26 protein-coding genes are annotated in these 21,185 nt (G+C 53.9%); 15 read left to right on the plus strand and 11 right to left on the minus strand.

Annotation, left to right across the window (positions count from 1 at the left end):
* Window positions 1-38: 38 nt before the first annotated feature.
* Together ampD and ampE are read left to right on the plus strand one after the other, a co-directional pair.
* Window positions 39-596, plus strand: a complete 558-nt coding sequence (gene ampD, locus HUF18_RS11185; protein ID WP_145469674.1) for a 1,6-anhydro-N-acetylmuramyl-L-alanine amidase AmpD — start codon at window positions 39-41, stop codon at window positions 594-596.
* Between the two features lie 9 nt (window positions 597-605).
* Window positions 606-1,481, plus strand: a complete 876-nt coding sequence (ampE, locus tag HUF18_RS11190; RefSeq protein WP_255606100.1) for a regulatory signaling modulator protein AmpE — start codon at window positions 606-608, stop codon at window positions 1,479-1,481.
* 73 nt (window positions 1,482-1,554) lie between these two features.
* On the opposite strand, the gene HUF18_RS11200 is transcribed toward ampE, so the two are convergent.
* The 3 genes from HUF18_RS11200 to HUF18_RS11210 form a co-directional block, all read right to left on the minus strand.
* A complete protein-coding gene (locus HUF18_RS11200) occupies window positions 1,555-2,292 on the minus strand; it encodes an MBL fold metallo-hydrolase (RefSeq protein WP_145469672.1) in 738 nt (245 codons plus the stop codon).
* A 37-nt stretch (window positions 2,293-2,329) separates the two neighbouring features.
* On the minus strand, window positions 2,330-2,929 hold the full coding sequence (locus HUF18_RS11205) for a hypothetical protein (RefSeq protein WP_145469671.1): 600 nt from the start codon (window positions 2,927-2,929) through the stop codon (window positions 2,330-2,332).
* 81 nt (window positions 2,930-3,010) lie between these two features.
* On the minus strand, window positions 3,011-4,372 hold the full coding sequence (locus tag HUF18_RS11210) for a DUF3530 family protein (RefSeq protein ID WP_225692245.1): 1,362 nt from the start codon (window positions 4,370-4,372) through the stop codon (window positions 3,011-3,013).
* Window positions 4,373-4,525: 153 nt separating this feature from the next.
* Between HUF18_RS11210 and rpe the strand changes: the two genes are divergently transcribed.
* Together rpe and HUF18_RS11220 are read left to right on the plus strand one after the other, a co-directional pair.
* A complete protein-coding gene (gene rpe / locus HUF18_RS11215) occupies window positions 4,526-5,200 on the plus strand; it encodes a ribulose-phosphate 3-epimerase (RefSeq protein ID WP_145469669.1) in 675 nt (224 codons plus the stop codon).
* Window positions 5,201-5,203: 3 nt separating this feature from the next.
* Window positions 5,204-5,899 (plus strand): phosphoglycolate phosphatase, encoded by a 696-nt coding sequence (locus HUF18_RS11220; protein WP_145469668.1) that lies wholly within the window; start codon window positions 5,204-5,206, stop codon window positions 5,897-5,899.
* An 81-nt stretch (window positions 5,900-5,980) separates the two neighbouring features.
* Here HUF18_RS11220 and HUF18_RS11225 read toward each other — a convergent pair whose 3' ends face one another.
* Entirely contained in the window at window positions 5,981-6,472 is a 492-nt protein-coding gene (locus HUF18_RS11225; RefSeq protein ID WP_225692246.1) for a GNAT family N-acetyltransferase, read from the minus strand.
* A 284-nt stretch (window positions 6,473-6,756) separates the two neighbouring features.
* On the opposite strand from HUF18_RS11225, the gene HUF18_RS11230 reads away from it, so the two are divergent.
* From HUF18_RS11230 to HUF18_RS11245, 4 genes are all read left to right on the plus strand, one after another.
* Entirely contained in the window at window positions 6,757-7,236 is a 480-nt protein-coding gene (locus HUF18_RS11230; RefSeq protein WP_225692247.1) for an FxsA family protein, read from the plus strand.
* 159 nt (window positions 7,237-7,395) lie between these two features.
* Entirely contained in the window at window positions 7,396-7,689 is a 294-nt protein-coding gene (locus HUF18_RS11235; protein WP_145469665.1) for a co-chaperone GroES, read from the plus strand.
* Window positions 7,690-7,744: 55 nt separating this feature from the next.
* Window positions 7,745-9,385 carry a chaperonin GroEL gene (gene groL / locus HUF18_RS11240; RefSeq protein WP_145469664.1) on the plus strand — a complete coding sequence of 547 codons (1,641 nt, stop codon included), beginning with the start codon at window positions 7,745-7,747 and terminating at the stop codon, window positions 9,383-9,385.
* A gap of 294 nt (window positions 9,386-9,679) precedes the next feature.
* Window positions 9,680-10,099 (plus strand): hypothetical protein, encoded by a 420-nt coding sequence (locus HUF18_RS11245; RefSeq protein WP_225692248.1) that lies wholly within the window; start codon window positions 9,680-9,682, stop codon window positions 10,097-10,099.
* Between the two features lie 90 nt (window positions 10,100-10,189).
* Here HUF18_RS11245 and pdxR read toward each other — a convergent pair whose 3' ends face one another.
* Window positions 10,190-11,686, minus strand: coding sequence for a MocR-like pyridoxine biosynthesis transcription factor PdxR (gene pdxR / locus HUF18_RS11250; RefSeq protein WP_225692249.1), 1,497 nt, complete (start codon window positions 11,684-11,686; stop codon window positions 10,190-10,192).
* Between the two features lie 110 nt (window positions 11,687-11,796).
* Between pdxR and HUF18_RS11255 the strand changes: the two genes are divergently transcribed.
* Window positions 11,797-13,038 (plus strand): benzoate/H(+) symporter BenE family transporter, encoded by a 1,242-nt coding sequence (locus HUF18_RS11255; RefSeq protein WP_225692250.1) that lies wholly within the window; start codon window positions 11,797-11,799, stop codon window positions 13,036-13,038.
* Window positions 13,039-13,316: 278 nt separating this feature from the next.
* Here HUF18_RS11255 and HUF18_RS11260 read toward each other — a convergent pair whose 3' ends face one another.
* The gene (locus HUF18_RS11260; RefSeq protein ID WP_225692251.1) at window positions 13,317-13,868 is read right to left on the minus strand and encodes a nucleoside 2-deoxyribosyltransferase; all 552 of its coding nucleotides are present in this window, start codon (window positions 13,866-13,868) and stop codon (window positions 13,317-13,319) included.
* 242 nt (window positions 13,869-14,110) lie between these two features.
* On the opposite strand from HUF18_RS11260, the gene HUF18_RS11265 reads away from it, so the two are divergent.
* The 3 genes from HUF18_RS11265 to HUF18_RS11275 are packed head-to-tail and all read left to right on the plus strand — an operon-like array spanning window position 14,111 to window position 16,357.
* Complete coding sequence (locus HUF18_RS11265) at window positions 14,111-14,383, plus strand: hypothetical protein (protein WP_225692252.1); 273 nt, start codon at window positions 14,111-14,113, stop codon at window positions 14,381-14,383.
* The gene (locus HUF18_RS11270; RefSeq protein WP_225692253.1) at window positions 14,373-14,696 is read left to right on the plus strand and encodes a hypothetical protein; all 324 of its coding nucleotides are present in this window, start codon (window positions 14,373-14,375) and stop codon (window positions 14,694-14,696) included. The genes HUF18_RS11265 and HUF18_RS11270 overlap by 11 nt, the downstream gene beginning before the upstream one ends.
* Entirely contained in the window at window positions 14,693-16,357 is a 1,665-nt protein-coding gene (locus HUF18_RS11275) for a PepSY-associated TM helix domain-containing protein (RefSeq protein WP_225692254.1), read from the plus strand. Before HUF18_RS11270 ends, HUF18_RS11275 begins: the two co-directional genes overlap by 4 nt.
* 75 nt (window positions 16,358-16,432) lie before the next feature.
* Here HUF18_RS11275 and HUF18_RS11280 read toward each other — a convergent pair whose 3' ends face one another.
* The 4 genes from HUF18_RS11280 to HUF18_RS11295 all read right to left on the minus strand — a co-directional run bounded on the left by HUF18_RS11280 (window position 16,433) and on the right by HUF18_RS11295 (window position 18,769).
* Complete coding sequence (locus HUF18_RS11280; protein ID WP_145469656.1) at window positions 16,433-16,639, minus strand: DUF2798 domain-containing protein; 207 nt, start codon at window positions 16,637-16,639, stop codon at window positions 16,433-16,435.
* Between the two features lie 127 nt (window positions 16,640-16,766).
* Window positions 16,767-17,330 carry a hypothetical protein gene (locus tag HUF18_RS11285; protein ID WP_225692255.1) on the minus strand — a complete coding sequence of 188 codons (564 nt, stop codon included), beginning with the start codon at window positions 17,328-17,330 and terminating at the stop codon, window positions 16,767-16,769.
* Between the two features lie 169 nt (window positions 17,331-17,499).
* The gene (locus HUF18_RS11290; RefSeq protein ID WP_225692256.1) at window positions 17,500-17,898 is read right to left on the minus strand and encodes a GFA family protein; all 399 of its coding nucleotides are present in this window, start codon (window positions 17,896-17,898) and stop codon (window positions 17,500-17,502) included.
* 34 nt (window positions 17,899-17,932) lie between these two features.
* Complete coding sequence (locus HUF18_RS11295) at window positions 17,933-18,769, minus strand: hypothetical protein (RefSeq protein ID WP_225692257.1); 837 nt, start codon at window positions 18,767-18,769, stop codon at window positions 17,933-17,935.
* 136 nt (window positions 18,770-18,905) lie between these two features.
* On the opposite strand from HUF18_RS11295, the gene HUF18_RS11300 reads away from it, so the two are divergent.
* Window positions 18,906-19,388 (plus strand): hypothetical protein, encoded by a 483-nt coding sequence (locus tag HUF18_RS11300; protein ID WP_225692258.1) that lies wholly within the window; start codon window positions 18,906-18,908, stop codon window positions 19,386-19,388.
* Complete coding sequence (locus HUF18_RS11305) at window positions 19,385-19,954, plus strand: hypothetical protein (RefSeq protein ID WP_225692259.1); 570 nt, start codon at window positions 19,385-19,387, stop codon at window positions 19,952-19,954. The genes HUF18_RS11300 and HUF18_RS11305 overlap by 4 nt, the downstream gene beginning before the upstream one ends.
* A 4-nt stretch (window positions 19,955-19,958) precedes the next feature.
* On the opposite strand, the gene HUF18_RS11310 is transcribed toward HUF18_RS11305, so the two are convergent.
* Window positions 19,959-20,570: a TetR/AcrR family transcriptional regulator gene (locus HUF18_RS11310; protein WP_225692260.1), complete on the minus strand. Its 612-nt coding sequence runs from the start codon at window positions 20,568-20,570 to the stop codon at window positions 19,959-19,961.
* 126 nt (window positions 20,571-20,696) lie between these two features.
* Between HUF18_RS11310 and HUF18_RS11315 the strand changes: the two genes are divergently transcribed.
* Window positions 20,697-21,185 (plus strand): HPP family protein, encoded by a 489-nt coding sequence (locus tag HUF18_RS11315; protein WP_145469649.1) that lies wholly within the window; start codon window positions 20,697-20,699, stop codon window positions 21,183-21,185.

Below are 21,185 nucleotides of genomic sequence, written 5' to 3' on the forward strand. Positions count from 1 at the left end.
AGGTGTCGACTTTGTTCATGGTATCCGGGAGCACAAGCATGAAAGTGAGTGAGGGGCGTCTGGATAGTGCCTGCTGGTGTCCGTCACCGAACTTTGGCCCGCGCCCGTCGGGCAGTGAGGGTGAGATCAGTCTGTTGGTGATTCACAATATCAGCCTGCCGCCAGGCCAGTTTGGTGGTGGTTATGTGCAGCGTTTTTTTCAGAATGAATTGCCGGTCGATGAGCATCCGTACTTTGCTGAAATCGCTTCTCTGCAGGTTTCCAGTCACTTACTGATCGAGCGCGACGGAACAGTAACCCAGTTTGTGAATTTTAATGACCGCGCCTGGCATGCCGGGCGTTCGGTTTATAACGGCAGGGAAGACTGCAACGACTATTCTGTAGGTATTGAGCTTGAGGGTACGGACACCGATGCCTACAGTGCTGTGCAATACGTTACGCTGGCTGCTGTCATCAGAGCGTTGCAGCAGGCCTATCCTGCTATCGGTGCGCGTATTACCGGGCACGAGCATATTGCGCCAGGGCGGAAAACCGATCCGGGCCCGGCATTCGACTGGCAACATTTACTCCGTTTATTGGCTTCGTCCGGAGATTGAGAGGCTGTTATGAAATTTCTGATCGTTTTTATCGCACTGGTACTGCAATCGCAATTACCTTTGCCGCAGCGCAGTACACGCAGCCGCACCTTTGCGCGCTGGCTCAGCCTGTGGCTGCCGCGCAGCTTTTTTCCGCGTATCCCGCGCCACGTAAAATACGCTTTGATCGTGGTCGTTCCGGCGTTGCTGCTGGCGGGCGGGTTCTGGTATATGGAGCAGTTTGCCTGGGGCTTAATCAGCTTTGTGCTGGAAATCCTGTTGTTGCTTTATGTGCTGTCGCACATCGGTATTGAGCGGCACCTGCAGGAATACCGTGAAGATTTGCAGCAGGGGGATACTCAGGGGGCTTATCACTGTGCTGAAAAATTCCTCGCGGTACCGGAAGTCAGCGTGACGGAAGATACCGGTCAGATGAACGAGCAGGTAATTAAAGCGCTGTTGCATCGCTGGTTCGAATATTTTTTCCTGATGGTGTTCTGGTACATGATTGCCGATGTCGCCGGGGTATTGCTGGCCTGGTTCAGTGTGCAGTACGCACGCGCCAGCGACTGTGATCAGAAAGCCTGGCGTTACCTGCACTGGCTGGAGTGGATTCCGGTTCGTCTGTTAGGGCTTACTTATGGTCTGGCGGGTAATTTTATGCGTGCCCTGCCGGTCTGGCAGGGGTATTTATGGCAGCTGAAAGCGAGTGGCGCCGATATTTTGTTTTCCGTCGCCAGCAGTGCGTTATCCCATAACGGTGAGCAGAGAAAATGGCACAGTGTGGCTGACGATGGTGAGGCGGCGGCACGGGAGCTGGATGAATGGCATCAGCTGCATTTGCGCAGTGTCTCTATCTGGATGGTTATGATCGCTGCGGCCACGGTAGGGGGGTGGTTGCTGTAGTAACAGCGGCTTAAAAGTCGCTGCCCTGATAGTACTTAGTGCACGGTCAGGGCAGCATTATTGTCTCTTACCTTCAGCCTTTAATGGCAATCCCGACCGGCAACTCTTCAAACCAGTTCAGAAATTCGTGCACATAGGGCGGCTGAAACAAGCGGCCATGCTGTGGTGCCATAATCTGAATATCCAGTTGCCGTACGCGACGAACCCAGTCCAGCTTTGCCTCATTAGACGGCATCCAGCGCTGGTGGAATTTACGCATTTTGGGAATATGCGTACTCATATTGTCGACCCAAAGCGGAGCATCGGTGGATTCCATCGCCGCTCCGATATCGCCACTCATTAATATTTTAGCTTTCGGATCATAGACATTAAAATTGCCGGAAGAATGCAAATAATGGGCAGGAATAAACTGCAGCTGAATGCGGCCCAGATTCAGCGTCATACCTTCATCCGGAATTGAGCAATACTCTATTTTTTCCATACCGAAGTGACGGATAAAACTTTCCCATAACCAGGGGGAGTAAAGCTTGGCATTGGGTAATGCCTGATCCCATAAACCCAGCGACGAGATAATGTCGGGATCCTGATGCGAGGCAAATAAATGTGTGATCTGTTCGGCGGGTACGAATTTTAATACCGCTGACAACATCGGGGCGAAGAGCTCAATACCGCCCGGATCCAGCAGAATGGTCTGATCACCACTCTGAATCAGATATTGATTGGTATCGATAATACCTTCGGCTTTATGTGGGTCGCGGCCGAACATAATCCAGCGGTGATCACCGTCTTCATACAGCGTGGTTGCCAGCATAGTGCGATTCCTTATCCTGTTTATCGTCCGTTGCGGATTATTGTGTGTGTTTTTGCCGCTGCCCGAGCAGGCGTCTGGCCTGGCTCAGGTGAGCGCGGATTTTGTCGGCGGTATCGGTAATATTTTGCGCAATCACCTCCAGCTGATTGCGGAAATCACCGGCTGAGGCGGCTTCTACTTTGCTGGAAGTGGCAATCAGATTGGCGGTGCGGATGTGTTTATCGCCTTCTTCCAGCTGTTGCTCCAGTTCACGCAGACCACGGCTGAGGGTTTGCGACAACGTCTCGCGCTGTTTATAGCAGTTCTGCATCGAAACGGTCAGCGAACCGAGGTTCTGGCTGTGCTGGTCGGCGACCCAGCCAAATTTGTCGGCGGCGGTACTGGCGCGCCACAGAGCCACCGCGTTATGGGATAAATGCTCAGAGACGCCGTTAATATATTGCGACTGGCGGATAATGTCGGATGCCAGCTCATCAATAAAATGCGTAATTGCCTTAAAACCTACGGTTTTGGAACCGGCTCGGACGGCCAGCGCACGGGCGTTTTTGGCTGTCAGGGCCAGTCCTTTGGCTTCCAGCATGGCCTGATGTAATTCGGCGGCAATGCTGGCAGCGGTAACAAAAATAGGTGTAGCCATAATCAGTGTGTCCGGCAGGGGCTCTGGTATCTGAGCGCGAATACTGAAAAGTATAGATAGTTTTTCTGTTATCTCCGCAGATCAGTTCGCGGTTATCTTCTGGTTCGGTAATTCAGTGCCTGCAGCATTGGTTTTCAGCCAGCCACGCACGCGGCGCACGATCAGGTTGCTGTCGTCGTAATTCAGATCAAATGCCGGAATTTCGATTTGCTGATATTGCAGGCGTTGTTTATGCCGCATGCTGCCGGCGCGTTGCTGAGTAGCATAAACAGGGCTGATGCTCTGCTCGCTGATCAGATCGAGTAATGGCAGATCCAGCCGCACCAGTTGCTGATTCAGTGGCACGGGAGACAGCGGGTTATCCAGGGCATCAATCAGAATCAGTGCCAGTCCGCGCTCCTGTGCTTTACTCTGGCTGCCTGCATTGCCTGCCGTTTTACTTGTCGCGCCGTTCTTGCTGCGCGCCAGTAAAAAATCAGCCGCCCAGTTAGCGCTGTTACCACAGGCAATCACCACAATATTGAGCTGACCGCGCTGATTGAGAAAGCTGATGCCTTGCCGGATACGGTCCTGCATCTGTTCGCGGTAGCGTTCGTTGGGGTCCGTTTTCTCTGCCGGTGCCGCTGTCTGCGGTTCATCTGCGGTTGGCAACGGTGGTAGTCCGCTCAGTCTTGGTAAGGCCGGTTCGGCGGCATTAAATGCACTGTCCTGTCCGTCGCTGGTGGTTTTTTCGACAGTACTGATGCCATTGCTGTCGACGCTGTCCGTAGCTGGTGTTGCCGCTGGCGGTGAGGCTTCAGAAGGCGCTGCGGCATTGTCGGCAGGGGTTGCTTCAGGAACTTCTGTGGCTGCCGGCGTGGCGGCGGCGGTGTATTCGGCCGTACTGGTGCGTGCCGGTGGCTGTGCTACGGGTTGTTCCGGCAGTTCGATGCTCAGGGTGGTCCAGCCATAAGCCGGCAGGGTTTCACGCAGCGGCGCGACGATTTCCGGCCAGTGTCCGTGCTGGCCATTGTCGTGCAGAATCAGCACACCGCCCTGAGGCTGGCCACGGGTTTCGGTTAACAGCAGGCCGTAAAATTCACTTTCGGCGGCAACCAGTCTGACCAGTTCGGATTCACGGCTGTGCAGTTGCAGATATTGCAGCAGACCGTAATGGCGGCTGGCGTCCGGATTCGGAACAACCCGCGGCAGTTGCTTTACGGCGGTTTGATTCTGATCTTCCGGCGACTGCGGATCTTCTGTTGCCGCAGGCGCTTCTGCAGCATCCGGCAATGCTGCGTCACTGGCCGGCACTGGCTGACCGCTCTCATTGCCGCTGTTGTCATTGTTGCCGTTGTCGCCGGTATCGTCACCGTCTGCGGCATACAGCACACAGCTGCCCAGCAACAGCAGAGCGGGCAAGGCTTTGAGCAGGTTTTTCAGCAACCCTGAGAGAGCCGTCATGGGCGTAAAATCCTTAAAAACTGACGCTTTTCAGGCTTACAGCAAAAGCCGTTCCTGTTTTCTGGCTGTGGCTGACAGGGTGTTGCCGGCGGTAGTGTTCGCCGCGCTCAGACCTTACAATGCGCGCTGAATTTCTCTTTGCCGGAACCGCTGATGAAAGACTTCCTGATTGCACCGTCCATTCTGTCTGCCGACTTTGCCCGTCTGGGTGAAGAAGTTGAAAACGTACTGGCCGCCGGAGCCGACGTGGTGCACTTCGACGTGATGGATAACCACTACGTACCGAACCTGACCATCGGCCCGATGGTGTGTAAAGCGCTGCGCAATCATGGCATCAAGGCACCGATTGATGTGCACCTGATGGTAAAGCCGGTGGATCGTCTGATCGGCGATTTTATTGAAGCCGGTGCAACCTATATCACTTTCCACCCGGAAGCGTCTGAGCATATTGACCGCAGCCTGCAGCTGATCAAATCGGCGGGCTGTAAAGCGGGCCTGGTGTTTAACCCGGCAACACCACTGCATTACATGGACTATGTGATGGACAAGCTGGATGTGGTGCTGCTGATGTCGGTTAACCCGGGTTTTGGTGGTCAGTCTTTTATTCCGGCCACACTGGATAAACTGCGTGAAGCGCGCGCCAAAATTGATGCATCGGGTCTGGATATCCGTCTGGAAATCGACGGTGGTGTTAAGGCCGATAATATCCGCGAAATCACCGCTGCCGGTGCCGATATGTTTGTCGCCGGTTCTGCCATTTTTAATGCGCCGGACTACAAAACTGTTATCGATCAGATGCGTGCAGAAATCGCTGCTGCGGCGAAGTAACGGATGCGCTGGAATGCTGCGCTGAGTGCGCATTTTGCAGTGGCTTCAGGCCCGCAGTTATTGCTGCTGGATCTGGATGGCACACTGATCGACAGTGTGCCCGATCTGGCGGCCGCTGTGGATATTATGCTGGCAGGTCTTGGCCGTGCAGCCGCCGGCACAGAAAACGTCAGCCACTGGGTCGGTAACGGTGCGGATATGCTGATCCGTCGTGCCCTCTGCGACGGTGATGAACAGGCTGCCGTGGCGTTGGCCACCGGGCATGTGCAACCGGCGCGGGCGCTGTTCGATCAGGCGTATCTGAATGCCCTGCATCATGCCACCGGCGCATATCCGGGCGTTAGCGAGTGGTTGCAGCAGGTGTCGGTGCCCAAGGTGTTGATTACCAATAAACCGCGTTTATTTACCCTGCCTTTACTGCAATCACTGGGCTGGGAAGAGTACTTCGTTCAGGTGTTGTGCGGCGATGATCTGGCCGAGAAAAAACCATCAGCCATGCCTTTGTTACACGCCTGCCAGACGCAGAATGTGACACCGCAACAGGCACTGATGATCGGTGATTCGCGTAACGATATTCAGGCGGCAAAAGCGGCGGGTATTGCCAGTGTTGCCGTCACTTACGGCTATAACCACGGCGAAGATATTCACAGCGCCCGGCCTGACTGGGTGGTGGATAATCTGCTGCAGTTACTCGGCTGATACTGTCGATACTATCAGCGGCGGTTATGCCGCCGCTGTTTTCTGTGCCTGTCTGCTTTCTTTATTTGCCCGAAAAACGGCTTAAAGGTATTTCTGCCAGAACATCGCTTTACCCATGGCCGCATCCAGCTCATAGCTGGCATAGCCCAGTGAGCGGTATGCGTTCTTCGCGACCTTATTACCTTCCAGCACTTCCAGCGTCAGCTTGCAGCAGCCGAGTTCGCGGGCGATCTCTTCGGTTTTATTCATAATGCGCTTTGACAGACCACGGCCCTGAAATTTTTCCATTACGGCAACGTCGTGCACATTCAGCAGTGGTTTGCAGGAAAAGGTTGAAAAACCTTCGATGGAAATCACCAGTCCCGCTGGCTCATCATCAATAAAGGCCAGTACCACGTGCACATTCGGGCGCCTGGCCAGCTCGGCTGCCAGATTAGCACGGGTAAAGTCAGACAGTTTTTCACCGCCACCCATAATGCCGTCGGCATAGTGGTTCAGCACCTCGATCATGGCGCTGGCATGAAGGGGATTGTTCAGATCAGCAATAACGATTTGTTCAGATTGTTCAGACACAACAGCAATTCCGGATTTAATAAGATACTCAGCAGTGCCGTACTGTAGGAGTTCCGGTCCGTGGCGTAAAGCATCGCATCCTGTGCTGCGTGGAATGACCGGCAGTGTTGACATTTTATGACGCCAGGGCCTGTTTAATTAGTGTTAACAGGCCCTGAGCCAGCCCCTTTGCCTTGTAATCTCCGCCCTTGATCCCATATAGCTGTTACCACCCGCCATCTTCTGCTGCACAGTCAGCCAACAGACCCGGCGGCCATTCAAGCACTGACCTCACGGAGCTGCCTGTGCCTTTGTTATTAATCTTTATTCTGGTGCCGATGATTGAACTGGCGGTTCTGATCAAAGTTGGCTCCCATATCGGTGTGCTGTGGACGCTGGCGCTTATTTTCCTTACCGCCATTATTGGCGTTACCCTGCTGCGTGCTCAGGGGCTGGCGACGCTGATGCGTGCCGGTCAGCGTCTGCAGGAAGGGCAGTTACCGGCACAGGAACTGGCGGAAGGCTTTTTGCTGGCACTGGCCGGTGCCTTGCTGATTACTCCGGGATTTGTCACCGATGCTATCGGCTTTACCCTGTTGTTGCCCGGTGTACGCGGCCATTTTGCCGGTTCGGTACTGAAACTGCTCAAACCTCAGATGATGGGCGGTATGGGCGCAGGTCGTGGCCCGCGTGATGTTTATGGTGAAAGCGAACAGCCGGGCCGTATTCACCCGAATCAGAACCGTCCGACCATTATCGACGGCGAATATCGCCGCGAAGACTGAAAATTTTTAAGCGGGGGTGTTGAAAAGGTTGTGCGCCACCCCCAATAAGCGAAACACAACGAAAATACAGTTTGGGGATAAGGGCGAAGCAGGCATGGTCTGTACCGTCCGACCCCGGTTATCAGCAAACATTGCTTTAAACATTGGAGAAAACCTCAAATGAAAATCCGTCCTTTACACGATCGCGTCGTTGTTCGTCGCAAGGAAGAAGAGCAAACCACCGCTGGCGGTATCCTGCTGCCGGGCGCTGCTGCTGAAAAGCCGAGCCAGGGTGAAGTGCTTGCTGTCGGTACGGGTCGTATTTCCAACAATGGCGAAGTTCAGCCTATGTCTGTGAAAGTTGGCGATACCGTTGTGTTCGGCAAATACTCCGGCTCCAACACCATCAAGATCGATGGTGAAGAGCTGCTGATTCTGAACGAAAGCGAAATTTACGGTGTTCTCGAAGCCTAAGCGTTTCTGCTTCAACCGTTAGTATCGAAACTCACTGAATTTAAAGGAAACAAACATGGCTGCTAAAGAAGTTAAATTTGGCAATGACGCCCGCGTAAAAATGCTGGCTGGCGTTAACGTACTGGCTAACGCGGTAAAAGTAACTCTGGGCCCTAAAGGCCGTAACGTGGTTCTGGAAAAGTCTTTCGGCGCTCCGACCATCACCAAAGACGGTGTATCTGTAGCCAAAGAAATCGAACTGGAAGACAAGTTCGAAAACATGGGCGCGCAGATGGTTAAAGAAGTGGCGTCTCAGGCTAACGATCAGGCCGGTGACGGTACTACTACCGCAACCGTTCTGGCTCAGGCCATTGTTAACGAAGGTCTGAAAGCCGTTGCTGCGGGTATGAACCCGATGGATCTGAAGCGCGGTATCGACAAAGCCACCGCCGCTGTTGTTGAAGCCCTGAAAGAACAGGCTCAGCCTTGTACCGATTCTAAAGCCATTGCTCAGGTTGGTACTATCTCTGCCAACTCTGACGAATCTGTTGGCACCATCATCGCCGAAGCGATGGCCAAAGTGGGTAAAGAAGGCGTTATCACCGTTGAAGAAGGCAAAGGCCTGAACGACGAACTGGAAGTGGTTGAAGGTATGCAGTTCGACCGCGGCTTCCTGTCTCCTTACTTCATCAACAACCAGGAAAAAATGGTTGCTGAACTGGAGCACCCGGTGATCCTGCTGGTCGACAAGAAAATCGACAACCTGCAGGAACTGATCCCGATTCTGGAAAACGTTGCCAAATCCGGCCGTCCGCTGCTGATCGTGGCTGAAGACGTTGAAGGTCAGGCGCTGGCGACTCTGGTTGTGAACAACCTGCGCGGTACCTTCAAAGTCGCTGCGGTTAAAGCGCCTGGCTTCGGCGACCGTCGTAAAGCCATGCTGCAGGACATCGCTGTTCTGACCGGTGCTCAGGTGATTTCTGAAGAAGTGGGTATGTCTCTGGAAACCACCACCATCGATATGCTGGGTACTGCCAAGAAAGTAGTAATCAGCAAAGAAAACACTGTGATCGTTGACGGCGCTGGTAACGAAGGCGACGTAAAAGGCCGCGTTGAACAGATCCGTGCTGAGATGGAAGCATCCACCTCTGACTACGACAAAGAAAAACTGCAGGAACGTGTGGCCAAGCTGGCTGGCGGCGTAGCCGTTATCAAAGTAGGCGCCGGTTCTGAAGTTGAAATGAAAGAGAAAAAAGACCGCGTAGACGACGCTCTGCATGCTACCCGCGCTGCGGTAGAAGAAGGCGTGGTTGCCGGTGGTGGTGTTGCACTGGTTCGCGCTCTGACCAAGGTTGACGTGAAAGGTGACAACGAAGATCAGAACGTCGGTATCGCTCTGGCACTGCGTGCAATGGAAGCTCCGATCCGTCAGATCGCTGCCAACGCCGGTGCAGAAGGTTCCGTTGTGGTTGATAAAGTAAAAGCCGGTTCCGGTGCCTTCGGCTTTAACGCTGCCAGCGGTGAATACGGCGACATGATCGAGATGGGTATTCTGGATCCTGCCAAAGTAACCCGTACTTCTCTGCAGGCTGCTGCTTCTGTTGCTGGTCTGATGATCACCACCGAAGCCATGGTTGCAGAAATCCCGAAAGAAGCGCCAGCAATGCCAGATATGGGTGGCATGGGCGGAATGGGTGGCATGGGCGGCATGATGTGATCTGACGCCAGCCCGGCTGTCTGTAAGAACAGCGCCCACACCAAGGGTACTGCAATAAAAACCGGCCTCATAAGGGCCGGTTTTTTTATGTCTGCAGTTTGCGTTGTTAGTGTGGCGAACATGCTTATTGTTATATGTGATAACAACTTGAAAGATCGGAAAATCAGTGCATGCTGGTCCGGTGATGAACATATCATCAGAGATGTCTGGTGCAGAATCAGCCGGTAATTTCCGGCGGACACATGAGCATGCACAGAGACCACATGAATGCATTCAGCCACGGGGAGTTTGTTGATGTTTATCCCGCGAAAAACAGAAAGTAACCCGCAATGGACAGATCAGGATGGCATTAAAATTTATACCATTTCGGTTAATGATAATGCCGTTGATCAAAGCCGCTTCAGCGGGCGCTTAAATGCCGTAAAACAATCGAAAGCCCTGCCGTGGGCGGAGACTGCAGCATTTACCATTTTTCATGAAGGGGCAGGGTTTCTTTATTTAATTCTCGCCTGGTGGGGGAACGATAATGAATTATTCACGTCGGTTTCCGTGCTGACTGAAGAAGAATGGGTGGAAGATCCGGGCCGATTTTCTTTCTGTGTTTATGATCTTGAGGTGTTCTGGGCAGAAAGAAATATTTATATCGACACACTGTATTGCGCTACCCCCGATATTCAGAAATACCGTGAACAGCGTATGGGGGTTGGGGAGTAAGAATGACTGGTATCGGGTAACAAGAGTCAACGCAGAGGTTGGCTGGATAACGATGTGATACATAAATCCTGTTCGTCCGGCTTATCGCGGTCAGCGACACAGTGCCCGCAGGATGTTAGCCAACTTCTTTACGGCGATTTCCATTTCATGCGGAGCGTGGGCGGCGAATCCCATCAGGAATCCAGGCGTATGCCGGTTCGATGCATGGAGTGCCGTCAGTCCCAACAGGTCAATTCCAGCCCGGCTCGCAGAGTCTATAGCCTCATCTTCGGGGATGTCGCGGATAAACACACAGGGCATCTGCATCCCGCCGGCGGGCACCCGTGGCTCCACGAATTCAGCCAGGTACTGGCGCACCAACCGCGCCAGTACATCGCGCCGTTCGGCATAGATGGCACGCATGGTACGCATATGCGCACCGAAGTGACCCCCTTCGATAAAGCGCGCCAGCGTGAGCTGCGGAATAGGTGCGCTGTGTCCATCCAGTAGGGTACGGGCTACGGTCATAGGCGCGACCAGCGGTGACGGCAACACCATATAGCCGATGCGCAGGCCGGGGAACAGCGACTTGGTGAAGGTACCGATGTAGATCGTCCGCTCATGCTGATCAAGCCCCTGTACGCAGGCGGTGGGCTTGCCTGCGTAATGGAACTCGCTGTCGTAGTCGTCTTCGATTATCCAGCTCTGATATTGCCTGGCCCACTCAATAACGGCCAGGCGCCGCTCCAGCGTCAGTGTTGTCCCGGTCGGAAACTGATGCGATGGCGTCAGGAATACGGCCTTGGCCGAATCTCCGAATGTTTGTGCCGCATTGTTCAGGTGTTCCACCTGCATACCATTGGCATCAAGTGGCACGGGTACGCATTCCAGACCGGCGGCGTCGAATGCTTTGCGGGCTCCCTGGTATACCGGATCTTCAATGAAAATTCTGTCGCCAGGATCAAGCAATACATTGGCGCACAGCGTCATCGCTTGTTGTGAACTGGTCAGCACCAGAACGCGCTCGGGTGTGGCATGTGCCCCGCGTTCAAGGCTGACGTAATCTGCGATGGCCCGCCGTAATGGTTCCAGCCCTTGCGGGTCGCTGTGTGACAAAAGCTGAGTTCCATATTCCTTGAGTACCTGCCGCTCCAGGCGCTCCCAAATCTGGAGGGGAAAGTTACGCGTTTCCGGTACACCCGGAGCAAATGGGCGCGGAGCCAGGAAATCGCGCAAGCCTCCGCCCTGAAACATAGCGCTGCCGCGCTGGCTAAGGCGCAGGGTTTCCTTGCGTGCTCCCGGGCGGCGTGCCGGGCTGCGTCTCGGGAGGCGTTTAGCCTGTTCCGATACGAAGCTACCGCTGCCAACGCGGCGCTCGAGGAAACCTTCCGCATGCAACTGGCTATAGGCCGATTCGACGGTATCACGGGAAACGCCCAGCGATTTCGCCAGAGCACGCGAAGCGGGCAGTGGCTTACCTACGGCCAGCGTGCCATCAAGAATCAGTTGCCGGATTCCACGCTGTATTCGCGCATACAGCGGCAAGGCGTTATGCGCAGGGTCGCCAATCCAGGCTTTGACCGATTCCAGCTGGGCATGCTTAAACAATTGGTCTGTATCTCTTTCATAAAATGGTGGGGCTTAGCCATCCATTTTAGGGCTATAAACATGTTTATCAACTTTGCCCATCAGATTGCATTCAGGAGCCTCTTCAGACCATGTCATCCATTCCTTCATATTTACCCGTTCGTTGGAGCGATCTTACTCATCCCATTGTGGCGGGTCTGATCTCCGTTATCGTTAACTATGGCGGTACGTTTATTCTGGTATTCCAGGCCGCCAAAGTGGCCGGTCTCAGCCCAGAGCTTACGGCGTCATGGGTGTGGTCGATCTCCATCGGCGTAGGCGTGACAGGGATTATTCTGAGCTGGGTTTCCCGCGAACCGATCATCACGGCCTGGTCGACACCAGCGGCCGCATTTCTGGTTACTGCTCTGGCGAGTACACCCTACGCGGAAGCGGTCGGCGCTTATCTGATTTCAGCCGCCGCTTTTGTCGTACTGGGGCTGTCGGGCTGGTTTGAGCGGGTAATTCGCCTGATTCCACCCGGGGTAGCAGCCGGGTTACTGGCTGGCATCTTGCTCCAGTTCGGTATCGGGGCCTTTGGTGGCATGAGCATTGATCCATTATTGGCGGGACTCTTAATCGTTGCCTATGTCGCACTCAAGCGCTTCACCGCACGCTATGCGGTGGTGGGTATTCTGGTGCTGGGGTTGGCTTTCTTGCTTATTCAGGATCGCGTTGACTTATCGGGCCTGAGCCTGAAGCTGGCCGCCCCTGTTTTTACCACGCCCGAATTCTCGCTCAATGCTTTGCTGAGCGTGGCATTGCCGTTATTCCTGATCACTTTGACCGGGCAATATATGCCGGGCATGCTGGTACTGCGCAATGACGGCTTCAGAACCAGTGCCAACCCTATTGTGACGATCACCGGATTTGGCTCTCTGCTGATGGCGCCCTTTGGCTCGCATGCTTTCAACGTCGCCGCGATAACGGCGGCTATCTGTACTGGCCGGGAGGCACACGAAAATCCGGATAAACGCTGGATCGCCGGTATTGCTGCTGGTGTGTTCTACATTCTGGTCGGTGTTTTTGGGGTGACACTGGCTGCGGTCTTCATGGCTTTCCCGGCAACCTTTATCACCACCCTGGCGGGTCTGGCTTTGCTGGGCACCATCGGCGGTAGTCTTGCCAGCGCCATGGCTGATGCCAGAACCCGTGAAGCCTCGCTCATCACCTTCCTTGCGGCAGCGGCAAATATCACCTTGCTGGGTATTGGCGGCGCGTTCTGGGGACTGGTGATCGGTCTGGTGGCTTATACGGTGCTTAATGGTCAGTTGCCACAGCGCACACCTGAATCGCTCATATCTCCAATAGCAGGCAGCAGCAAGGCGAACTGATATAAGCCACAACTGACACAGCCGGTAGCCAAAAATTATGGTCAGTAACAGCCGCTGGCTGGCAAGGAAATGCAGACCGATGAGGGAGTGGCGTGCATTTCCCGCTTACTGTCCTCAAGTGCCGTGCTCAGTACGGCACTTGAGGACAGTCGCGCCGGTGGCATCAGTGTCGTGAGTCAGATAGCCGCATAGCAGAGCAACTGCAGATTGAGCAGTTGTCGCTGTCCTGCGCTATTAAAAAAGCTGCAGGGCGCGGCTGATTCGTGCCGGGAAACGCATCAATTCAGCCTGATTAATAGCGCTTCAAATGCCGTTAAATCGGTGTACTTTTCCGCCTCTGCTGCCCGGTGTGTCAGGAATATTCCGCCGCTCAGGGCGATACCGCCTTCGATCATCAGATTGTCGTGCAGATCAAACTGCTCAATGCTTAAGCCATCACAATCGTGCAGTTCAGAGCCGCCATATTCTCCCTGACCAAATAATGCAAAGGTACGCTCGGCAAACAATGCCGGATCATTGCTGTAGCCATGAATTATTTTACCAAGGCCACGTGCCAGTCCCAGCTCATACACCGTACCAGCATCAGCGCTGGCTCCGCGGAACGGCGTCAGGTTGGCAATCACCAGATCGGCACGGCGAATCAGTTGTTCGTTTGCCGCACTGATGGCAAAGCCCAGTTCGCGAGCGCTGCCACTTTGCTGTAATTCCCCATCAAGTGGAAATAAACCGCGGAACCCATAGTGCTCACACAGGGCTTTTTTACGCGCGCCAAGTTCACTGGCCGCCGGGCAGAAGACTTCCGGGCCGGCAAGGTAAATGGTTCTCGGCATCCCGATGTCTCCATAAAGGTAAATAAGAAAGCCCCGTTGGCATGGCGGCACTATAACAAAGACGAATAACAAAGACGGTTCAGCATGGCAGCTGAGGTTCAAATAATAATAAATCTCATTAACTATTGATGTGATAGCTAAAATACCTCAGAATCAAATGCTAATCGTTATCATTACCTGATCTGGCCCTGTTTACTGTGTGTCGGCAGGCTCCGGGTTCTGTTCTGTAGCAGGAGTGTTCCATGCTGATGTTTATTGCGCTTACTCTCACCGGCTGTGTGCTGTTGTATCTGTCGCATAGCAACCAACAGTGGCTGCAACGGCCTTTATCCATACGCCCCTGGCGCTGGCTTGGCGTGGTAGCGGTACTTAGCGGACTGCTGTTTTCTGCCAGTTATCTGCCGGTTAACAGCGCATTGTTTGCCTGGCTGGTAATTATGATGCTCTGCATTGGCCTGCTGCCATTTGCTGCCTTGCTTAAACCCCCGGTGGAGGATTCCGTCAGTGAGCGCTGAATCACTATCGGCAGGCAGACAGAAGGCTCCACGCCTGCAACCCGATTGGTGGCGTAAAACTCTGGCGGCGGTTCTGCTCGGTTTTCCGCTGGCGCTGGTGATCACTGGTCTGTTTGCCTGGGCTGGTCCGGGCGGCATCTCAGCTACCGATAAAGTGCAATTTAATATGTGGCTGCTGACCTTGTTATGGCTGCTGGTCCTGAGTCTGGTGTACCTGTTCCGTAGTGGTAATCAGGCATTGTTGTGGCTCGGCGGTGCGAATCTGCTGTTGTGGCCGTTATTTTTGATCGTGCGGGGAGTCATGGCCGGATGAAAGTCAGCAGCGATATTCTGCGGGTTTATAAAGCGCTGCATACCTGGGTGGGTATTGGTACCGGCTTATTATTATTTATCGGCTTTTTTGCCGGCGCGCTGACCATGTTCAAACAGCCGCTTGACCGTTGGTCGGCACCTCCGGCGCAGCAGCTGGCTATGGTGAAAAGCAATGAGCTGGATACGCTGGTCAGCGGAGTCATGCAGCAATTCCCGGATGCCCGCCAACAGCTGGTGGTGCATCTTGAATCGGCGGAGCATATTTCTGCTCCGGTTGAGTGGCAATCGCAGGACGAAGATGGCGGTCATGGCCCGGATCTGGATGGCGAGCACTGGCATGCAACGCTGAATGCGGCCGGTGAAGTACAGGCTGAAAGTATCCGGCCTTCTATGCTGGGTGATCTGATTGATTTATTGCACCAGACCGCGGGTATTCCCGGTACTGTCGGGCATGAATATCTGGGCGTACAGATTCTTGGGCTGGCCGGCATTCTGTATTTTCTGGCGCTGGTTTCCGGGCTGATTATTTTGCTGCCGACTCTGGTAAAAGATTTTTTCCTGATCCGGCGCGGCAAAAACCGCAAACGTTTCTGGCTGGATGCGCATAATGTAATCGGCATAACCAGTTTGCCTTTCCATCTGATTATTGCGTTTACTGTTGTTGTTTTTGCTTTTCACGATTCATTTTATGGCAGCCTGAAGGCGGTTGTTTATCAGGACACTCCGATGTTCGGGGCGCCTCCGGCTGCGGGAGAACGACCACAGGCCAGAAGCGTTGATCAGCTGTTACCGCCGACAGAACTGATCCGGCGGATCGAACAGGCAGCACCGGATTTTAAAGTGACCGAACTGGTGTATATGCAGGTCGAAAGCCCAAGGCCAATAGTGCGTGCCGGTATTTATAATCCGCAATATCTGGTGCGCGGTCCGCTGACGGGTTATGTCGGTATAAACCCCTACAACGGTGAGCTGACCATGACGGGTATGCTGCCGGGCAAGAGTAATGTCTGGAGCGATATCGTTGTGACATTTTTCGCGCTGCATTTTGGCAGTTTTGCTGGCGAGTGGGTGCGCTGGGTGTATTTTCTGCTGGGATTAAGCGGAGCGTTCTTGTTTTATTCCGGCAATTTATTATGGATAGAAAGCCGGCGTAAAAAACAGAAACGGGGCCAGCCATTACCACAACAGGCACGTAATACCCGCCTGATGGCAGCGCTGACCATTGGTGTTTCGCTGGGCTCCGTCGCCGGAATCGGGTTTGCTATTGCCGCCGGGAAATGGGGGCATGTTGCGGCTGTTGCCGACATTAACAGCCTTTACCTGCAGGTTTATTATCTGGTGTTCCTGCTGGCCCTGACATTTGCGTTTATGCGTGGCGGTGCCCGTGCTGCGGTACCGTTATTATGGTTGTGTGCGCTGGCCAGCGCGTTGATCCCGGTAACTTCGGCACTGGCGGTTCTTATGCCATCTACCGGACTCTGGTTTTATAACAGTGCGGCTACGCTGGCGGTCGATTTTACGGCATTGTTGCTGGCACTGGCCTTTATCTTTGCGGCTTACCGCACACAGCGGGGCTTGCAGCGTGCCAACGCCGATACCGTATGGCATATCGAGGAAACCGGCCATAAGGCTGAGCCTGCGGGTATCGGAGCAGGTTCCTGATTACTGACAGACGGTACATATAAAAAAACGGACGCGTCAGCGTCCGTTTTTATGTCTGGCTGTCAGTGAGCACTTTTATTTAAAACGCGCAGACCAGTGCTGAATTGTCGGGCCGCTAAAAAAGGCAATCAGCGCCGCCGCTGGCCAGGCCAGTATCCAGGCATTAAACCAGCGCAGAAAAAATTCGTCGGTAAATCCGAGATTGAGAAAGGTAATCCAGCAGGTCATCAGCACCGATAAGACAAAAGACATCATCAGCGTAAATGCAATGCGCTGTTTCATGGTCACAGCCTCGCGGAATAATGGATTGAACAGAAAGAAAGCGGCGCAGACTACGCCTGGCGGGGGAGCAGAAAAAGTCGTTGCGCCGGAACAGAATATTCCGGCACAGATAACAGCGGTTACGCAGTTATTTCAACAGGGTCAGATATTGTGGTTCAACATCGGTGGCCAGATAAGCCAGACCCAGTTTGTTCAGGTAATCCATGCGGTCACACTTGAACGGATCAATCTCGGCCAGTGCTTTGCCGTTGTTTTCGTACAGCTCGCGCAGCCAGGCTACATACAGGTTACCCGGCTCCATCACCAGCGCTGCACCACCGGCATCGGTAGTCACCTGTGCCTGCAGTGTTTCCGGCAGGTTTACTGCAAAGATAACGGCTTCTTCGTTGCCCTGCAGGTAAAGATTACGGGTGTGGGTTTTCTGGCTGGCCCAGAAATACGCCAGTTCTTTACTCTGGGTTAAAAACACCGGGTCTTTATGTTCGCTGGTGGTGTGACCAATAGTGCTCAGGGTTTTCAGCTGACGCGCCATAATTTCAGCGTCGCCGGAGCCTTTCAGGCCCTCGCTCTGAATCGTAGCAACCAGACCGGAGGCGGTGCCGTGATACCAGATGCCGGACGTGGCAATACCATCGTCAGAAAGCAGCTGGGCAAGATCCTGAAACTGAGTTGGGGTGGTAAATTCTTTCATGTTCTGGATTCCGGACTAAGGGCCGGCACGGCAGGCCCTGATCAATGATCGTGTAAAGGCGGCTATTGTAGCAGGAGTCCGGCACTTTGTCTGAGCCGGCCAGCGTCCGGAGGGCTCCAGTCTGTTGTGCCAGGGCCTGTTTAATTAGTGTTAACAGGCCCTAAGCGTATCAGTTTTTTCCGGGCGGCCATTGGGCAAAACCGTCAATCCCTTCCCAGTTAAGCCAGGGCTTGTCGTGTTCCTGCCAAATATGCGCCTGTGGCCGTGCGCCCGGGTCTTCATCAAGGGTGGCAACACGCACAATCACCAGCGGCATCGCCGGACGTTCGGCCATTAAATGGCTGCCGCAGCGTGAGCAGAACCAGCGGTTTTTACCCGGTGATGATTCATAGCAGCTGAGCTTGTCTTCACCGCTCAGCCAGCGGAAGTGTTCACGTTTAACACCGGCGGTGGGTACAAAGGCTGCGCCCTGAGCCTTACGGCAGGTATCACAATGGCAATGCATAATGGGCATGGCCAGTTCGTCCATTTCGTAGCTGACCGTGCCACACAGGCAACTTCCTTTCATAACGCGGTTCCTTCTGTTTTTTCAGACCTGGGATTTATTTCTTCAGACGCGAATAAACCAGTAAGTAGCCTACCGAACACAGCAACGAGGCAGCCGTTCCCCAGTGCAGGCCAAGCAGCGGATACAGGTAACTGACTGCCAGTGCATAAACCACTAATGCGCCGATACCATCAGGGTAATGTTTGATGGTGGCGTTAAGCACGCCGGCGCCATAGCTGATATGCAGAATCAGCATCAGCGGGAAAAAGCTCACCGGAAAAGCCGCCAGCAGGCCAGCACGGGTCGGGCCAAGCAGATCGGCGAGGCCGGTAATCAGCAGTATCGATGCGGTGGCAATACTGGCGCGGAACAGCAGGGTCGCGGCCTTACCGGATAATAATTCGGCCAGCCTATTGGCCGGCGGCTGGCTGCGGTCAATCTGTTGCTCCGTAATATCTTTAAACAGCGTGCGGAATAAAAAGATGGCAGCCACCACCACCGCCAGACTCAGCCAGCGGTTGGCCGGTAATTGCTGCAGTATCACGCTGGCAGAAAAAAAACAGGCAAAGCCACTGAGTACCGCCAGCGGCAACCAGGCTAAACCTGGTTTGCGCTTAATCACCTGCCAGTAGCCAAAGGCCAGACAAATGGCGGAGGTCAGGCCCGACAGGGTAAATATGGCACTGTCAGCGGCAAACTGCGGTCCCTGCTGCCAGCCGAAAAAATACAGCGCAATGGCCGTGCCCAGAGGAAATCCGGCCAGTAATCCGGCGTGGCGTGGGCTCATACGTTCGGCCACTTTGGCCAACAGCACAACGGTTAAGAAGGTAACCAGAATTTTGGCGAGTAACAGCACAATAACCTCACGATGCCAGAGCGGGCGGTGAAACAACGCGGACACCGGTACCCGGTGTTTAAAATGCAGTTTAACAACAATGCCGGACAGGGCGAATGAGTAGTTTTACCGCCGTATATTCTGTGGCAGAGTCATGGCACAGGGATAAACAATAATTCATCAGGGAAATATCGTGAAAGATTATATCTATCTCGCCATTATTGCCGCCCTTGGTTCTGCGCTGGTTTATCAGGTGTTTAACCCACCGGAATGTCCTTTGCAGCAGGAGCTCAGCGCGATACAGGATGAGCTGCGTAACTGCCGCAGCGAGCAGGATGGTCTGAAGACGGCCAATGCCTTACTGAATAACCAGCGTACTCAGGCTGAAGCACAGCGTGATGCGGCAAAGCTGCAGGCCGATCAGGCTGAGGGCAAAGTCGAAGGTCTGAATAACACCATCACCCAGCGTACCCGTGAGCTGAACGAACAGATCGAAGCCTTTAACCGCTTAAAGGCTGGGCGTGATCAGCTGCTGGTGATTAATCAGCGTATTAATGACCGTCTGAGTTTACTCAAAGCGCTTAAGCAGCAGGGGTCAGAACGCAGTCAGCAGCAGCTGGATGAATTACTGGCCGAAGATATTGATGGTTTTCTGGTATGGGAGGGCAGCCAATGAAACTGGGCCAGAGTCTGTTTATTGTGGCGTTGCCGTTTTTCCTGCCGGGGTGCGTGATGCTGACCAGTACGCACAATCAGTTAATGGCGGCAGAAGAGTACCGGGTGAATGACCTGAAACATCAGTTGCAGCAGGTCAGCACTGAACGGGATCAGTTAAAGCTGGATCAGCAGAGCAGTGCCAGCCAGCTGCAGGAATGCAGCTCGGCATTGAGTGTATGCAACCGGGAGCGTGCCGCATTGCAGACCCAGCTGGCAGAATGCAATGCCCGGCCGACTGCTCCTGTGACCGTAGCAGATTGCAATATCACCAATGTTCGCTTTGAAGTGCTGGAAGAAAATAAGCCACCGCAATGGCTGCGCGACTTCCACGTGCCGGACATCCGTGTTCAGCCACAGAAAGACGGCATCAATGCGCAGGGTGAAACACTGTATTACCTGTCGGCTGCTCAGCTGCAGGAACTGAACAACGGCATTAAATTATTAATCCGTGCCAGTCGCGGCTGGCCGATCTGGTATCGCGAAGTACTGGAGCGGCCACAGCGGCAAATGCCCGCAGCGGAATAAGTCGTTAATGGGCTGATATCAGCAAGCCCTGAGCTATTAAAGCCGCCTGCCGGGCGGCTTTTTTATTGCCCTGCACCTGAGCGCAGACAATCGCCCCTTCTTTTAACAGACACAAATCATCCGCCAGTTTTTTTGCTTTTCTGCTATCCAGCCATTGCCCCAGGTGTTTGCTCAGCATGCTGACAAGGCGGGTTTTATGTTGCGCACAGTGCTGATGAACCGGATGGGCAGGGTCGGTAAATTCGGCGGCGCTGTGCATAAAAAAACAACCGCGGAATTCCTGTAACTCGGCCACACGGTTATGAAACCAGTCATCCAGAGCGGCAAACCAGTGCTGCACCGTATCTTCTTTGCTGCTGGCGCTGCGGATACGTTGTTCAAGCCAGTTAAAAAATACCTCATCGCGATAGGCCAGCACTGCCAGTACCAGTTCATCTTTACTGGCGAAGTGGTGGTACAGGGTTTTTTTCGCAATACCGGCTTCCTGCAGAATCTGATTAATGCCAACGCCATGAATGCTGTCACGGTAAAACAAAGCAAAGGCCGTCTGTATCAGCTGTTGCTGCTTGGCGGGTACAGCATTGACTGCTGATGGTGTCGGTGATGAATCGGTCATGGTAAGGCTCCGCTGATATGCCGATATTGACAAAGGTATACCGATTTGTCTACCTTGCGTTTAAAGTAGACCGATCGGTCTATTTTGTTTGAATTTAACGCTACAGCCGTTATCACAGGAGACACTATGCTTCATCTTTTACGCCACCCATCCATAACCTCGCTCAGGGCAGCTTTACTGGCCGGCGCCGGGGCAATGCTCTGTATCAGCAGCCTGGCATTACTGCAGCACTGGCAGCACAGCCTGCTGATCATGGCGCCTTTTGGTGCCACCATGGTGATTCTGTTTGCCTTGCCCGACAGCCCGCTGGCACAGCCGCGCAATATTATCGGTGGCCATCTGCTGACCACTCTGATCGGCTTGCTGATGCTGCATTATGCAGAGGTCAGCCCGCTGACCCTGGGGCTGGCGACCGGGCTTGGAGTCAGCCTGATGGTGCTGACCAATACTCTGCATCCGCCGGCCGGAGCGAATCCATTGCTGGTTATGCTGACGGTTCCTGAATGGGATTTTTTACTGACTCCGGTGCTTAGCGGAGCCGTGCTGATTGTACTGTTCGGAGTGATCTACCACCGTATGATCAACCGTCGTGCGTATCCGTTGCGCTGGTTTTAA

Origin of the sequence: Thalassolituus sp. ST750PaO-4, from assembly GCF_020320405.1 — a bacterium.
GTDB classification, from domain to species: Bacteria; Pseudomonadota; Gammaproteobacteria; order Pseudomonadales; family Oceanobacteraceae; genus Venatoribacter; species Venatoribacter alkanivorans.

Coding starts and splice junctions, on each gene's coding strand:
- ampD (WP_145469674.1), top strand. CDS start 39: ATGAAAGTGAGTGAGGGGCGTCTGGATAGTGCCTGCTGGTGTCCGTCA.
- ampE (WP_255606100.1), top strand. CDS start 606: ATGAAATTTCTGATCGTTTTTATCGCACTGGTACTGCAATCGCAATTA.
- HUF18_RS11200 (WP_145469672.1), bottom strand. CDS start 2,292: ATGCTGGCAACCACGCTGTATGAAGACGGTGATCACCGCTGGATTATG.
- HUF18_RS11205 (WP_145469671.1), bottom strand. CDS start 2,929: ATGGCTACACCTATTTTTGTTACCGCTGCCAGCATTGCCGCCGAATTA.
- HUF18_RS11210 (WP_225692245.1), bottom strand. CDS start 4,372: ATGACGGCTCTCTCAGGGTTGCTGAAAAACCTGCTCAAAGCCTTGCCC.
- rpe (WP_145469669.1), top strand. CDS start 4,526: ATGAAAGACTTCCTGATTGCACCGTCCATTCTGTCTGCCGACTTTGCC.
- HUF18_RS11220 (WP_145469668.1), top strand. CDS start 5,204: ATGCGCTGGAATGCTGCGCTGAGTGCGCATTTTGCAGTGGCTTCAGGC.
- HUF18_RS11235 (WP_145469665.1), top strand. CDS start 7,396: ATGAAAATCCGTCCTTTACACGATCGCGTCGTTGTTCGTCGCAAGGAA.
- groL (WP_145469664.1), top strand. CDS start 7,745: ATGGCTGCTAAAGAAGTTAAATTTGGCAATGACGCCCGCGTAAAAATG.
- HUF18_RS11245 (WP_225692248.1), top strand. CDS start 9,680: ATGTTTATCCCGCGAAAAACAGAAAGTAACCCGCAATGGACAGATCAG.
- HUF18_RS11255 (WP_225692250.1), top strand. CDS start 11,797: ATGTCATCCATTCCTTCATATTTACCCGTTCGTTGGAGCGATCTTACT.
- HUF18_RS11260 (WP_225692251.1), bottom strand. CDS start 13,868: ATGCCGAGAACCATTTACCTTGCCGGCCCGGAAGTCTTCTGCCCGGCG.
- HUF18_RS11265 (WP_225692252.1), top strand. CDS start 14,111: ATGCTGATGTTTATTGCGCTTACTCTCACCGGCTGTGTGCTGTTGTAT.
- HUF18_RS11275 (WP_225692254.1), top strand. CDS start 14,693: ATGAAAGTCAGCAGCGATATTCTGCGGGTTTATAAAGCGCTGCATACC.
- HUF18_RS11280 (WP_145469656.1), bottom strand. CDS start 16,639: ATGAAACAGCGCATTGCATTTACGCTGATGATGTCTTTTGTCTTATCG.
- HUF18_RS11285 (WP_225692255.1), bottom strand. CDS start 17,330: ATGAAAGAATTTACCACCCCAACTCAGTTTCAGGATCTTGCCCAGCTG.
- HUF18_RS11290 (WP_225692256.1), bottom strand. CDS start 17,898: ATGAAAGGAAGTTGCCTGTGTGGCACGGTCAGCTACGAAATGGACGAA.
- HUF18_RS11305 (WP_225692259.1), top strand. CDS start 19,385: ATGAAACTGGGCCAGAGTCTGTTTATTGTGGCGTTGCCGTTTTTCCTG.
- HUF18_RS11310 (WP_225692260.1), bottom strand. CDS start 20,570: ATGACCGATTCATCACCGACACCATCAGCAGTCAATGCTGTACCCGCC.
- HUF18_RS11315 (WP_145469649.1), top strand. CDS start 20,697: ATGCTTCATCTTTTACGCCACCCATCCATAACCTCGCTCAGGGCAGCT.